This is a genomic window from Xanthomonas sp. NCPPB 3959, assembly GCF_056675575.1.
In genome coordinates this window covers 66,495-80,634 of the sequence record NZ_JBWWVR010000009.1, presented here as the reverse complement: position 1 = coordinate 80,634, position 14,140 = coordinate 66,495, and the positions used below count along the sequence as shown (strand labels likewise).

At 62.4% G+C, this 14,140-nt stretch carries 12 protein-coding genes; 4 read left to right on the top strand and 8 right to left on the bottom strand.

What is annotated here, in order from left to right; all coding sequences use genetic code 11:
• Nucleotides 1–2 precede the first annotated feature (2 nt).
• The 5 genes from ppnN to grxD form a co-directional block, all read right to left on the bottom strand.
• Nucleotides 3–1,388, bottom strand: coding sequence for a nucleotide 5'-monophosphate nucleosidase PpnN (ppnN, locus tag AC1KVG_RS12200; RefSeq protein ID WP_115040428.1), 1,386 nt, complete (start codon nucleotides 1,386–1,388; stop codon nucleotides 3–5).
• 105 nt (nucleotides 1,389–1,493) lie between these two features.
• Nucleotides 1,494–4,688: a TonB-dependent receptor gene (locus AC1KVG_RS12195; RefSeq protein WP_481094558.1), complete on the bottom strand. Its 3,195-nt coding sequence runs from the start codon at nucleotides 4,686–4,688 to the stop codon at nucleotides 1,494–1,496.
• A gap of 555 nt (nucleotides 4,689–5,243) precedes the next feature.
• Entirely contained in the window at nucleotides 5,244–5,843 is a 600-nt protein-coding gene (locus AC1KVG_RS12190) for a YhgN family NAAT transporter (protein ID WP_006450537.1), read from the bottom strand.
• Nucleotides 5,840–6,583, bottom strand: coding sequence for an SDR family NAD(P)-dependent oxidoreductase (locus AC1KVG_RS12185; protein ID WP_481094557.1), 744 nt, complete (start codon nucleotides 6,581–6,583; stop codon nucleotides 5,840–5,842). The genes AC1KVG_RS12190 and AC1KVG_RS12185 overlap by 4 nt, the downstream gene beginning before the upstream one ends.
• Nucleotides 6,580–6,900 (bottom strand): Grx4 family monothiol glutaredoxin, encoded by a 321-nt coding sequence (grxD, locus tag AC1KVG_RS12180; RefSeq protein ID WP_006450539.1) that lies wholly within the window; start codon nucleotides 6,898–6,900, stop codon nucleotides 6,580–6,582. Before grxD ends, AC1KVG_RS12185 begins: the two co-directional genes overlap by 4 nt.
• A gap of 121 nt (nucleotides 6,901–7,021) precedes the next feature.
• Here grxD and AC1KVG_RS12175 point away from each other — a divergent pair, with 121 nt between their 5' ends.
• Entirely contained in the window at nucleotides 7,022–7,600 is a 579-nt protein-coding gene (locus tag AC1KVG_RS12175) for a superoxide dismutase (protein ID WP_481094556.1), read from the top strand.
• A gap of 162 nt (nucleotides 7,601–7,762) precedes the next feature.
• Here the strand turns inward: AC1KVG_RS12175 and AC1KVG_RS12170 are convergent, their stop codons facing one another.
• On the bottom strand, nucleotides 7,763–8,908 hold the full coding sequence (locus tag AC1KVG_RS12170; protein WP_481094555.1) for a 5-(carboxyamino)imidazole ribonucleotide synthase: 1,146 nt from the start codon (nucleotides 8,906–8,908) through the stop codon (nucleotides 7,763–7,765).
• Entirely contained in the window at nucleotides 8,905–9,408 is a 504-nt protein-coding gene (purE, locus tag AC1KVG_RS12165) for a 5-(carboxyamino)imidazole ribonucleotide mutase (RefSeq protein ID WP_006450542.1), read from the bottom strand. The genes AC1KVG_RS12170 and purE overlap by 4 nt, the downstream gene beginning before the upstream one ends.
• 58 nt (nucleotides 9,409–9,466) lie before the next feature.
• On the opposite strand from purE, the gene AC1KVG_RS12160 reads away from it, so the two are divergent.
• The 3 genes from AC1KVG_RS12160 (at nucleotide 9,467) to AC1KVG_RS12150 (ending at nucleotide 11,733) form a co-directional block, all read left to right on the top strand.
• Nucleotides 9,467–9,736, top strand: a complete 270-nt coding sequence (locus tag AC1KVG_RS12160; protein WP_023904445.1) for a Trm112 family protein — start codon at nucleotides 9,467–9,469, stop codon at nucleotides 9,734–9,736.
• On the top strand, nucleotides 9,733–10,617 hold the full coding sequence (nadC, locus tag AC1KVG_RS12155) for a carboxylating nicotinate-nucleotide diphosphorylase (RefSeq protein ID WP_481094554.1): 885 nt from the start codon (nucleotides 9,733–9,735) through the stop codon (nucleotides 10,615–10,617). The genes AC1KVG_RS12160 and nadC overlap by 4 nt, the downstream gene beginning before the upstream one ends.
• Before the next feature lie 63 nt (nucleotides 10,618–10,680).
• Nucleotides 10,681–11,733, top strand: a complete 1,053-nt coding sequence (locus AC1KVG_RS12150) for a DUF2272 domain-containing protein (RefSeq protein WP_481094553.1) — start codon at nucleotides 10,681–10,683, stop codon at nucleotides 11,731–11,733.
• A 228-nt stretch (nucleotides 11,734–11,961) separates the two neighbouring features.
• Here AC1KVG_RS12150 and pnp read toward each other — a convergent pair whose 3' ends face one another.
• Nucleotides 11,962–14,076, bottom strand: coding sequence for a polyribonucleotide nucleotidyltransferase (gene pnp / locus AC1KVG_RS12145; RefSeq protein WP_229011885.1), 2,115 nt, complete (start codon nucleotides 14,074–14,076; stop codon nucleotides 11,962–11,964).
• Nucleotides 14,077–14,140: the final 64 nt, after the last annotated feature.

The window sequence follows — 14,140 nt, the reverse complement described above, 5'->3', positions numbered from 1 at the left end:
TTTCAGGTCACAACCCGATAACAAGGCCGGTAATCCCCCGAGATCTTCATCCGGCGCTGCTCGACAAATCCGCGCAGGAGCTCATCCAGCGCCTGCATGATGTCCGGGTCGCCGTGGATCTCGAAGGGGCCGAACTCTTCGATGCGACGCATGCCGTCTTCCTTGACGTTGCCGGCGACGATGCCGGAGAAGGCGCGGCGCAGGTCCGCGGCCAGCGCGGGTGCGGGGCGGCCGTGGTGCAGGTCCAGGGCGGCCATGGCCTCGTGGCTGGGTTCGAACGGTTGCTGGTATTCGAGCGGGATGTGCACCGACCAGTTGAAGTAGTACGAATCCTTCTGGTCCTTGCGGTGCGCGCGCACCTCATGGATGCCTTCGGCCATGCGACGCGCCACCGCGACCGGGTCGCCGACGATGATCTCGTAGCGCGAAGCGACAGCTTCGCCCAGGGTGAGGCGGATGAAGCGGTCGATCTGCTCGAAATACGGCGCGGCAATGGTCGGGCCGGTCAGGATCAGCGGGAACGGCAAATCAGCGTTCTCTTCGCGCAACAGGATGCCGAGCAGATAGAGGATTTCCTCCGCCGTGCCGACGCCACCGGGAAACACCAGGATGCCGTGACCGATCCGAACGAAGGCCTCAAGGCGCTTCTCGATGTCCGGCATGATCACCAGGTGGTTGACGATCGGATTCGGCGACTCGGCCGCGATGATGCCCGGCTCGGTGACGCCGATATAGCGGGTGTGGTGCTTGCGCTGTTTGGCGTGGGCGATGGTGGCGCCCTTCATCGGGCCCTTCATCGCGCCCGGGCCACAGCCGGTGCAGATATCCAGGCCGCGCAAGCCGAGCTCGTAGCCCACCTGCTTGGTATAGAGATATTCGTCGCGCGAGATGGAATGGCCACCCCAGCACACGACCAGATTGGGGTCGGACGGCTGCAGGATGCGTGCGTTGCGCAGCTGGCCGAACACGGCGTTGGTGATGCCCTCGCTGGTATCGAGATCGGCGCGCTGCGCTTCGAGCTCGATCGCCATGTAGGCCAGATCGCGCACGACGGCGAACAGCAGCTCAGCCACACCTCGGATGATCTCGCCATCGACAAACGCCATCGCTGGCGCATTGCTCAGATCGATGCGGATGCCGCGATCCTGCTGGTTCACCTGGATGTCGAAATCCGGATACAGATCGCGCGCGGCGCGCGGGTCGTCCGAAGCGCTGCCGCTGGTGAGCACTGCTAGCGCACACCGACGCAACAGCTCGTGCATGCCGCCACTGGAGGCATCGCGCAAGCGCGCCACTTCCGCCTTGGACAACACATCCAGACCGCCACGCGGATAAATCCGCGCATCCACCACCGGCAGCGCCCGTGCTGCCGTACTGCTGAGTTCCATAGCTTGCTCCTGTCGTATCTCAGAACTTTAGCGTACTCACCCACCCAAAAGAAAACGGCCGGGAGAACCCGGCCGTTTTTGCAGACTTCGACACTCTAGCCAGCTTTAGAACTGGTAGCGGAAGCCCAACTGCAGCGCCCAACGGGAGATGCCCTTGTCGTCGTAGACGGTGGACAAGTCCGGTTCGTTGAAGCGGTAGACATATTTGCCGGTTGCAGCATCGATACCGCCGTACTCAACAACGCCCTTGAAGCCTGGGAACCCGTACTCGTCGACGCGACCCCACTTCTTATTGAGCAGGTTGCCCACGTTCATGACATCGACCCAGATCTGCGCCTTGTTGCCATCGAAGAAGCCAGGCAGTTCCTGCTCGAGATGCAGATCGAACTGATTCACCCAGGAGTTGCGAACGGCATTACGACCGGCCAACTGTCCCTGGTGCGAAGACAGATACTTGTCGTTGTTGACGTAGCTCCAGAAGGCATTCTCTTCAGCCGCACTTCCGAACAGCACATCGCCACGGCCATTCGGAATGTAGAGCAGGTCATTGGCGCGGCCATCACCATTGGCATCGTTATCGAACGTATAGCTATACGGACGACCGCTACGCCCCTGATAAATTAGACCAAGCTTGGTGGCGTAGTCACCGAAGAAGTTGTGCTTCCACTGTAGTGTACCGAGGATGCTGTCCTTGATCTCGTAAGCGGAAGTAGCGTTGACCTCTTCATTCGCCTGGAAGGTCGCTACATTCAACAGCTGCGAGCCCGACGTAGAGCTAGTCAGGCCGCTCACTTCCTTCGCGTTCGAGTACGTGTAAGCCAGGCTCCACGACCAGTCGCTGTCGTTGAAAGGTTTATTCAAACCGACGGTGAAGCTCTGCGTACCGCCCTGGTCTGTTGGACGCGCAATGATTGCATCGTTGAAGCCCTGATTGCTGTTGGCACGTGTCAGCGCGTTGCCAGTGAAGCGGCCCAAGCTATCCCAGCTCGCACGGTTGCGACCAACTGCGTTCCAGTAGATCTGACGACCATCCTGACCAACCGCAGTCGGGGCACCAAGATTGAGTTGCTGGTAGTAGATAGCCTCATTGACCTTAGTAACCACGCCTTCCAACGAACCGATAATGCCGTACCACGGCAATTCGGTATCGAATGCCAAGTTGGCTTTCCACACCGATGGCTGCCCAAGACCCTTGTCGACAAAGTCGACCGATTGGGTCGCTCCGCCGGTACCGGTGGGCTGGTTGTTAATATCCGGAGTGAAGCGAATACCGCCAGTGGCAATCTCGTTCGCGTTGCGGAAATTGTAGTCCGTATAAGCCAGACCGGTGTTGGAGAATGGATTGGACAGCCACACAGATGCGGCAGCACCCTGGAACAGACCAACACCACCACGTAACTGAGTGGGACGCTCGGCATCGAACGTGTAATTGAAGCCAAAGCGCGGCTGCCAAAGATCATTACCATCGAGCGTGGCGTCGTTACGCACGCCGAAGGCGTTGAACGCGGCTTGATTGAACTGCGGGCTGTCCGGAACCATCTGTTTGTCGTAGCGCAGGCCGAAGGTCAACGTCAGGTTGTTGTTGACTGCCCAGGTGTCCTGAACAAACAGGCCGAGGTTGCGCAGGCCCCACTTGGCTGCGATGTCATCAATATTACCGGTGTTCGAAGACGAATACCGGTAAGACACAGGACGATTGGCGCGGTAAGCAGCGATCGAATCAAAGTTGTAGGAACCGAAAACGCGCGGACCAAACAGGTTAAAAATATCGTTGTCTTCGTAGTCGAAGCCGAACTTCACCGTGTGATCGTTGAGGAACAAGTTGCCAGCGAAAAAAGCGTTCCATGTTTCGGTGCGCAACTCGTTGGCCTGAGTATTTGCTTCGGTACCGAGGTTCACCGAGTTTGCGCCCACGCGAACATTGATGGCCGGCAGCTGCGACGCTGCAGTACGCACAGCCGAGTAGTCGCGATAAGACACCTTGGCCTCTGTGGAGAAGGTCTCGGTCCAGTCGCTGAATAACTGAGCGGTATAGGTCTCCAACTCAAAATCGCGAGCGTAATGGAACGAGTTCAGAGCCAAGGAACTGGTGCTGAAACCATTGAGATTGGCGGTACTCTGCTCGGACTTGCCGTAACGAAACGAGCCTCGGTGCTTGTCGCTGATGTTCCAGTCGAGCTTGAAGCCCTTTTCCTCGGAGTCGGAATCCAATGCAGGCAACGTCAAGGTTCCGGGATCAAAACCGTACACATTGCGCGAAATATCGGCGATCTCGTCGACCTGCGCCTGGGTGATGTTTACCGTATTGCTTGCGCCAGAACCTGTCGGGCCAAAGCCGCTGTTACCGGTGAAAACACCTTTGCCCTTGTACTTTTCGTAGTTTGCGAAAAAGAACAGCTTGTCCTTGACGATCGGACCACCCAGGGTCAGACCGTAGGTCGACTCGCGATCAAATAGCTGCGGACGGATGTCGTTCTGATTCTTGCCAGACCAATCGTTCTCGCGATAGGTGCCATAGACCGAACCGTGGAATTCGTTGGTGCCCGACTTAGTGACCGCATTGATCACGCCACCGGTGCCGCCACTGATCGTGACGTCGTAATTGGCCACGTCCACGGAGATTTCATCGATGACGTCCATCGAGAACGGCTGGCGCGGGGTTGGCAGGCTGTTGGATTCCAGGCCGAAGGCGTCGTTGGTGCTGATGCCGTCGACGCGGATCGCGTTGTAGCGCGGATTCTGGCCTGCGATGGAGATTTCGTTACGCGCCTTGTCGGTCTGCGCGACGCGTGGATCCAGACGTACGTAGTCCTGCAGGTTGCGGTTGATCGACGGCAGCGATTCGATTTCTTCACGGGTCACATTGGTGCCGGTGCCCATTTTGTTGGCGCTGAAGATCGCCGAACCGTAGTTGCTGGCGATCGCCTGCACCGTGCCCAGCGTGGCCAGATCTCCGCCCAGGGCTGCATCGACCTGATTGACCTTGTCCAGGTTCAAATACACGCCTTCACGTGTCGTGTTGCCTGCGCCGGAAGCGGCGATGGTGATGGTGTACGGCCCACCCACACGCAAGCCGCGCGCGTTGTAGCGTCCGCTGGCATCGGTGGTGGCGCGGCTGACGGTGCCCGATTCGACGTGGGTGATCGTCACTTCGGCATTCGGCACCGGCTGACCGCCGCTGCTGGTGACCAGGCCAGCGACGCCGGCAGAGGTGCTCTGGGCAAATACGGGAGCAGCGGCAAGTGCGGCAACAAGGCCAAGCGTCAGCTTGGACATGCGAAGACAACGGGGGTGGGTCATTTCGGTAGCCTCGATACAGGTTGGGCAGTGACAAAAAGGCGCAGTCAGCCCAACCGTTCCCGGGGATGGGCTGCCGATGATCTGGGGTCCCTCGCCGCGCGGCTGGTTGCTGCCGCAACGGTTAACAACAGATTAACACGCTAAGGCCTGATTGTGACGGCGGCGTGACAAACTTCGCGCAGTGCAACATGAACTTCGCATGTGAAGGCGCAAACGCCATATCGTGCAAAGTCGCAGAGGGAGTGAGACGTGGGTCTCGGATGAAGCGCGCGGGTGATTCGACGCTTGCGATGTCGAATGGGCGTCGCTTTGCGCATCGGATGCGATGTGAAGCCGTCTACCAGGTTGATGCGGAGTCATGCCATGGCGCAGACCGCTCATCGCTAAGCCTGCAGCCGAGCCGGGCCGAATGAGCAACATCCCAGATCAAGCTGCACGCAACTCGCGGAGTGAGAGACAGCTAGTACACCGGATCAATCTTGCGCTTGGGCTCCAGTCAACCGCCGGCCGCACCAACTTCATCCACGCACGCCTAGTGCCCTGCCCTAGCTCGCCCTAAATCGACACTGGCAACTTGAAGTAAGTGCCCAAGCCATCCAGAAACATCTGCACCGAAATGGCCACCAGCAGCATCCCCATCAACCGCTCGATCGCGGTCAGTGCACGGTGACCAAGCAGTTTGTACAACAGCGGGGCCGAGGCCAGGATGGTGGATGCACCGATCCAGGCGATCATCAGCGCCAGGCTCCAATCCCATAACCGGGTCGGTTCGTTGCTGCCCATCAGCATCACCGCAGCCATGCCGGACGGGCCGGCCACCAGCGGGATGGCCAGCGGCACGATGAAGGGTTCGCCATCGGGGATCTCGCCCATCAGGCCCTCTGGGCGCGGGAAGATCATGCGGATGCCGATCAGGAACAGCACGATGCCGCCGGCGATCGCCACCGATTCCTGGCGCAGATGCATCAACTCCAGCGCGTACTTGCCGCCCCACAAAAATGCCATCAGCACGAACAAAGCGATCAGCAACTCGCGCGCGAGCACGAAACGCTGGCGCTTCGGCGGCAGCGGCTTGAGCACGCTGAGGAACACCGGGATGTTGCCCAGCGGGTCGAGAATCAGGAACAGCAGCAAGGCTGCCGACAGGATGGTCATACGGAAGGACTCCAGATCGCACCACGGTGCGCAGCGCCCGCCATGGACAGCAAGGTGACGCAGGCGGAAGCGTAGTCCGCGGGATCGACCGCCTCGCTATCTTCCTGATGGGTGAAAGCACGTGCGCGCAAGGCGGTGCGCATCGGGCCGGGCTGCAGTCCGCTGATGCGGACCGGGCCGGCGGCGGTTTCGTGGTGCAGGCTGGCGAGCAGGCCACGCTGTGCATGCTGGGCAGCGCCATAGGCACCCCAATAGGCCTGGCCAACGAGCGCCGGATCGTCCACAACGAAAACTACCGCCGCGTCGTCCCGCTGGCGCAGCAGTGGCAGGCAGGCCTGGGTCAACCAGGCGCGCGCAGTGAGGTTGATATGCAGGTTGCGTGCGAAGTCTGCAGGGGCGGCGAGTTCGGCCGGCGTCAAGCCTGCGAAGTCGGCGGCGCAGTGCAGCAGGCCGTGCAAACCACCGAGCTCGGACTGCAGCCGTTGCGCGAGCGCGGCGTAATCGTCCGGCGTGGCGCCGGCCAGATCCAGCGGATACAGCAACGGCTCCGGACCCAGCCTGGCGACCGCATCGTAGACCCGCTCCAGCGCGCGCAACTTGCGACCGAGCAGCACAACCGTCGCACCGGAAGATGCGCAGGCCTGTGCAGCGGCAGCGCCCAGGCCGCCGGCGGCACCGGTAATCAGCACCACGCGCTCAGCCAGCGCAGCCGCCTCGGGCTGGCCCTGCAACGCACTCACGGCTGATAGGCCTCACTGACGATGCGCTTGAGTTCGCCGGCTTCGAACAGTTCCAGCGTGATGTCGCAGCCGCCGATCAGCTCGCCATGAATGAATAACTGTGGAAAAGTCGGCCAGTTGGAATAACGCGGCAGATTTGCGCGCACTTCGGGTTCTTCCAGCACGTTGACCGTGCGCAGCTGGTCGGCGCCGGCAGCGACCAACGCCTGCACCGCGCGACTGGAAAACCCGCACATCGGGAACTGTGGGGTGCCTTTCATGAACAACACGATCGGGTGTTGTTCGACTTCGGCCTGGATCCGTTCCATCACCGGCATTGGACTCTCCTGACTGGGAGCGGCAGGCCCGACCGCCGGGTCGGATAGACTTCCGCAAAGGCGCGCATTGTAAGCCTTCAGCGCGACCTGTCGCCGCACTCCCTTCGCTGCCCTTGCCATCATGCCGATCGAACACCTTGCACTGCCCTACTCCCGCGCCGCTCTGGAGCCGCATCTCTCATCCGCAACATTGGAGGCGCACCACGGCATCTGTCATCGCAGCGAGGTCGAACGGCTCAATGCGCGCATCGAAGGCAGCGAGTTCGCCGAGCTGACGCTGGAAGAGATCATCGCGCAGGCGCAAGGCACGCTGTTTCATCTGGCCGCGCAAGTGTGGAACCACAATTTCTACTGGCAATGCCTGCGCCCACGCGGCGGCGGCGAGCCACTCGGCCGGCTGGCCGACAGCATCGCCACATCGTTCGGCGACTTTGCGCACTTCAGGCAGGAATTCAACCGTGTTGCGCTGGGTACGTTCGGCTCGGGCTGGGTGTGGCTGGTGCAGCGCCCGGACGGCGCCTTGGCGGTCGTTGCCACGCCGAATGCGTCCACGCCGCTGACCGGGCCGGACACGCCACTGCTCGTCTGCGACCTGTGGGAACACGCGTACTACCTGGATTATCAGCAGGATCGCGCGCACTACCTGGACGCGTTCTGGAAGCTGATCAACTGGGAGTTTGTGGCTAGCCGGTTGGGCTAGCCATGCAGTTGGGCTCAGCGGTGAGTAATTGTGGTCGCGGTGAATAGAGCGATCGACTGCTGCAGCGCCGCGCGTGGCGGCTATCGATCTGCGCGACAAGGCTTAAGTACGAGTCGCGCGTTTTGCCTCTATCACTGCGTCACCGCTCATACGCCTTGAAGATCACGCCTCGCTCAAGCGTGCAATCACCGGTTCAACCTGCGTTTCACGCTGCAAGGCACTGCCCGCATTGACCAGTGCGCGCGCAAGCAGCGGCGGCGTATCGGCGCGTAGCGTTGCATGGCCGACTTTGCGGCCTGCACGCGATTGCTTGCCGTAGTCGTGCCAGTGCCCGCCGGGCACTGCCAGAAACGCAGCAGCGTCCGGCATCGTACCCAGCCAGTTGAGCATGCAGGCGTGCCCGCGCATCGCGGTGCTGCCGAGCGGCAAACCAAGCACCGCACGCACATGGTTTTCGAATTGCGAGGTCTCTGCGCCTTCAATGGTCCAATGGCCGGAGTTGTGCACGCGCGGTGCCATCTCGTTGGCGAGCAGCTCGCCATCGCGCACAAACAGCTCCAGCGCAAACACACCCACATAGTCCAGCCGCTCGGCGATCGCGCGCGCATGCGCCTCGGCTGCCGCCTGCAACTCGGCACCCACAGTTGCAGGCGCAAGACTGGCCGAGAGCACGCCGTCCACATGCCAGTTTTCGGTCAGCGGCCAGGCGCGGAACTCGCCATCGCGGCCGCGCACCGCCACCACGCTGACCTCGCGCTGGAACGGCACGAAGGCTTCCACGATCAGCCCTACTTTCGCAGCCTGCGCGCCAAGCGCTTCCCATGCGGCATCGGCATCGGCCAGCGTCCTGATGCGGAACTGACCCTTGCCGTCGTAGCCGAAGCGGCGCGTCTTGAGCACACAGGGCGTACCGATGCGCACCAATGCCGCATCGAGTCCCGCACGATCGTCGATCGCGGCGAACTCGGGCACCGGAATGCCAAGCTCGCCGAACAAGGTTTTTTCGCTGAGCCGGTCCTGCGCCACCGCCAATGCGGCAGCACTGGGAAACACCGGCACCTGCGCGGCCAACTGCTGCGCGCTGGCGGCCGGCACGTTTTCGAAATCGAAGGTGATCACATCCACCTGCGCTGCGAATGCGGCAAGCGCAGCCGTCTCGTCGAATGCGCCGACCTGCAGCGGTGCCACCTGCCCTGCACAGGCATCGGCGGACGGGTCGAACACCGCAAAGCGCAAGCCCAACGGCGCGCCGGCCAACACCAACATGCGTGCCAGTTGGCCGCCACCCAGAATGCCAACCGTGGTCATTGGCGCGGGTCGTCGCTGGCCATCACATCGTCGGTCTGCTTGGCACGAAACTGCGCCAATGCCAGGCCGATCTGCGCCTGCTCGGGTGCCAGCATCGCCGCGGCGAACAACGCCGCATTGGCGGCACCGGCATTGCCGATGGCAAACGTGGCAACCGGAATCCCGGCCGGCATCTGCACGATGGACAACAATGAATCCATGCCGTTGAGCGCTTTGGACTGCACCGGCACACCCAGCACCGGCACCGCCGTCTTGGCCGCCAACATGCCCGGCAAGTGCGCCGCGCCGCCAGCGCCAGCGATGATCGCACGCAGGCCGCGTTCGCCCGCCTGCTCGGCATAGGTGAACAACACATCGGGGGTGCGGTGCGCCGAGACCACCTTGACTTCGTAAGGCACGCCCAAGGCATCGAGCTTTTGAGCTGCGTGTTGCATGGTTTCCCAATCCGAACGGGAGCCCATCACGATGCCGACCAGCGGCGCGGAGTGGTTGGAGGTCATGGCCCTGCCCTGCGGTAAAGACGTATTCTAGCCAATCTCCACGCAAGACAAGACTTCGATGGATCGCAAACTGCTCGACCTGCTGTGCTCGCCCGACACCCGCCAACCGCTCTCGCTGCTCGACGGCAAGGGCCTGGAGGCACTCAACACCGCCATCGCCGGCGGGAACCTGCAGCGTGCCGACGGCACAGTGCAGGCACAGCCGCTGCGCGAGGCGCTGATCACCCGCGACCGCAAGCAGATCTTCCGCGTCGACGACGGCATTCCGGTGCTGCTGGCCGAGGAAGCCATCGGCACTGCGCAGATCGCCGACTTCCCCGAAAAGTGAGTTCTTCCGCACGCACGACCGTGCCGGAGGCGCCACCCGCCGCGCTGGTGGATGCCGATGTGGCACGCGCGCTGGCCGAGGACATCGGCACTGGCGATGTCACCGCCGCGCTGTTGCCAGATCAGGCCGACAGCGCGTATCTGCTATGCAAGCAGGATGCGGTGATCGCCGGCCGCCCCTGGTTCGACGCCACGCATCGTGCGCTCGACCCGCAGGTGCGTATCGACTGGCACGTGCACGAAGGCCAGCACGTACGTGCCGGCACCGTGCTGGCCCTCCTGCATGGCCGCAGCCGCAGCCTGGTCAGCGCTGAGCGCACCTCGCTCAATTTCATGCAGACGCTCTCGGCTACCGCGACCACTACCGCTGCGTACGTTGCTGCGGTGGCCGGCACCGGCACGCGCATCCTGGACACCCGCAAAACGCTACCGGGGCTGCGCGCCGCGCAGAAATACGCAGTGCGCTGCGGCGGTGGCGACAATCACCGCATCGGCTTGTTCGATACGGTGATGCTCAAGGAAAACCATATTCGCGCCGCCGGCTCGTTGAGCGCCGCCGTGCATGCCGCACGTGCGCAGCAACCGCAGTTGCCGCTGGTGGTCGAAGTGGAAACGCTGGAGCAACTACGCGAAGCATTGCAGGTGGGCTGCACGCGCATCCTGATCGACGACTTCGACCCGGCAATGCGCCGCGAAGCCGTGCGTATCGTTGCCGCCCTGCCACTTGAACAACGCATTCCGCTCGAAGTGTCAGGCAGCGTGGATCTGGCCGGCATTGCCGCGATTGCCAACGATGGCGTGGACTGCATTTCCATCGGCGGCCTCACCAAGCACGTGCAGGCGGTGGATCTGTCGCTCAAACTCGGCTCGCCGCCACACTAGATTTCACGTGTGCCCGCAGGCAGCTCTGTCAGCCTGCTGCGATTGTTCAGTACTGGATCTGCGATGACTGTAAAACCTTGGCCGTGGATCTGCGTGTTGCTGGCAGGATGGGGCGGCAGCGCGGCTGCTGCGGAAGTGTGCGACATGCCGCCACGGTTCGGCACCAGCCCGGCAGCGATCGCCATCGTGCGCAGCGCCTGCAACGAACACCGCTTGTGGCAACACCCCTTCATCGATACCAAAGGTCGCCTGGCCAGTCTTGGCGTGACCGAAGCCGAATCGGGCTATCTCGCCGACCATGGCGTGGTCGCATGGCAACGCGTCGCAGGCTACTGGCGCGACAGCGGCACGCTGGCATCGATGGGCGGTCGCCCCGGCGCATCCAATTGCGCAGCGCTGGATGGCACGCGCTATACCGCCAGCGAGTGCCGCGCGTTTGTGGTCGACAATCCCTGGTCGGCGGCTTTCATCTCATGGGTGATGACGCAAGCCAGCCTGAGCGGCTTCCATCGCTCCGCGCGCCATTTGGATTACATCCGCAGCGCCTATAACGACGGCGCCAGCGGCCCGTATCGGTTCACCGACCCTGCAGTGGAAAAACCCGCCCCTGGCGATATGCTCTGCCTGCTGCGTGGACGCACTGTGTCGCTCGGCTATGCCGGCCTCAAGGCCGCGCTTGGCGGTAGCGCACCGATGCCGTGGCAATCGCATTGCGATGTGGTGATAGCTGCCAATGTCGGTGGCGACCGCACGCTGTATTTGATCGGCGGCAATGTGTTCAACACGGTGATGATGCGCAAGATGCCGCTGGATCGCGCTGGCCGCGTGGTGTTGCCGACGCCGCAGTCGGACACTGCTCAGGACCAGAACGAAGACAGCCTGGGCATCGCCAGCGAATGCACGCCAGCGCATGAAGAACTGTGCGATTTCAATCGACGCGACTGGGCTGCCTTGTTGAAGCTGCGTCCTGATGCGGTAATGACCGCGCCACCACCGAGTGAGCCATTGCCGGCGCCTTCCGTTTTGCCCGCAGATCAACCGATGCCGCCGGGTTTTCCGCGTGTTGTGCCGCCGCGTCCCGAAGCGCAACCTGCGCCGACGCAGCAGCCTGGGTAAGAAGGATCAGAGCCCCTCTCCCGCCGGGAGAGGGGTTGGGGTGAGGGTACGAGGCGAAGCCCTCGCGTCGTTCGAACTGCACGAGGCTTCGCTCGTACCCTCATCCGCCCCTGCGGGGCACCTTCTCCCGGAGGGAGAAGGAAAGCATTGCTATCGGACAACAAAAAAGCGGGCCGAAGCCCGCTTTTTCGTCATGCATCACCCAAGTGATGCATTAGCCCGCAGCGATTACTCGGCCGAAGCCGGCACGCCCTCGCCTTCTTCCACTGCCTTGATCGACAGACGGATGCGGCCCTGCTTGTCCACTTCCAGCACCTTGACGCGGACCAGATCGCCTTCCTTCAGCTTGTCGCCGACCTTCTCCACGCGCTCGCTGGAAATCTGCGAGACGTGCACCAGGCCGTCCTTGCCCGGCAGGATGGTGACGAACGCACCGAAGTCCATGATCTTGGCGACCTTGCCTTCGTAGATGCGGCCCGGCTCCACGTCCGAGGTGATCTGCTCGATGCGCGACTTCGCAGCTTGCGCGGCAATCGCATTCACCGAGGCGATGATGATCGTGCCATCGTCCTGGATGTCGATCTGCGTACCGGTTTCCTTGGTGATCGCCTGGATGGTCGAGCCACCCTTGCCGATCACTTCGCGGATCTTGTCCGGGTGGATCTTGATGGTCAGCAGACGCGGCGCGTAGTCGCTCAGCTCCAGACGCGGGGTGGTCAGCGCCTTGGACATCTCGCCCAGGATGTACAGACGGCCAGCCTTGGCCTGCTGCAATGCCTGCTTCATGATCTCTTCGGTGATGCCTTCGATCTTGATGTCCATCTGCAGCGCGGACACGCCTTCGGCAGTACCGGCCACCTTGAAGTCCATGTCGCCCAGGTGATCTTCGTCACCCAGGATGTCGGACAGCACCACGAAGCGGTCGTCTTCCTTCACCAGGCCCATGGCGATACCCGCCACCGGTGCCTTGACCGGCACACCTGCATCCATCAGCGCCAGCGAGCTGCCGCACACCGAAGCCATCGACGAAGAACCGTTGGACTCGGTGATTTCCGAGACGACGCGGATGGTGTACGGGAATTCTTCCAGGCTCGGCATCACCGCGAGCACGCCGCGCTTGGCCAGACGGCCGTGACCGATTTCGCGGCGCTTGGGCGCACCGAAACGACCACACTCGCCCACCGAGTACGGAGGGAAGTTGTAATGGAACAGGAAGTTTTCCTTGTACTCGCCGCTGACCGCATCGATCACCTGGCCGTCGCGGGCGGTGCCCAGCGTGGTGACCACGATCGCCTGCGTCTCGCCGCGGGTGAACAGCGCCGAGCCGTGGGTACGCGGCAGGATGCCGGCCTGCACCGAGATCGGACGCACGGTATCCAGTGCACGGCCGTCGATACGCACCTTGGTCTCCAGGACCGAGTCGCGCATGGTGTGGTATTCCAGCTCGCCGAATTCCTTCGACAGCTCGGCATTGCTCCAACCTTCCGAGGCAACCCGGCCGGCCAGCGACTCGAGCACGTCCTTCTTGATCGCGGAGATCGCGTCGCGACGCTGCAGCTTGTCGCGCACCTGGAAGGCACCGGACAGCTGCGCGCCGACCGCTTCCTTCAGTGCATTGATCAGCGCGGTGTTCTTGGCAGGCGCAACCCAGGTGCTGGGCTTGGTGCCGGCTTCGACGGTCAGCTCGTTGATGACGTTGATGACCTTCTGCAGCTCGCGGTGACCGAAGGTGACCGCGCCCAGCATCACTTCTTCGGACAGCAGCGCCGCTTCCGACTCCACCATCAGCACCGCATTGGCGGTACCGGCAACCACCAGCTCCAGCTGCGAATCCTTCAGCTCAGAGATGGTCGGGTTGAGGATGTACTCACCGTTCTTGTAGCCCACCTTGGCGGCGCCGATCGGGCCGTTGAAGGGGGTACCGGCCAGCGACAGTGCGGCCGATGCGCCGATCAGCGCGGCGATATCGCCGTCGATGTCCGGGTTCATCGACATCACCGTGGCGATGATCTGTACTTCGTTCTTGTAGTCCTCCGGGAACAGCGGACGGATCGGACGGTCGATCAGGCGCGAGATCAGCGTTTCCTTCTCGGTCGCACGTCCTTCGCGCTTGAAGAAGCCGCCCGGGATGCGGCCGCCGGCATAGAACTTCTCCTGGTAATCAACCGTCAGGGGGAAGAAGTCCTGCCCTTCGCGCGCACTTTTCGCGGCGACGGCGGTGACCAGCAGTACGGTGTCGTCGAACTTGACGATGACGGCGCCGCCTGCCTGGCGAGCGATTTCGCCCGTCTCCAGGGTGACGGTGTGCTTGCCGTACTGGAAGGTTTTGGTGATTTTTGCCACGGAGGTTTTTTCCTTAGGTGTTGCTGTCTTCGTTGGACCGTCGTCGACCCATGCCGAGAACGGG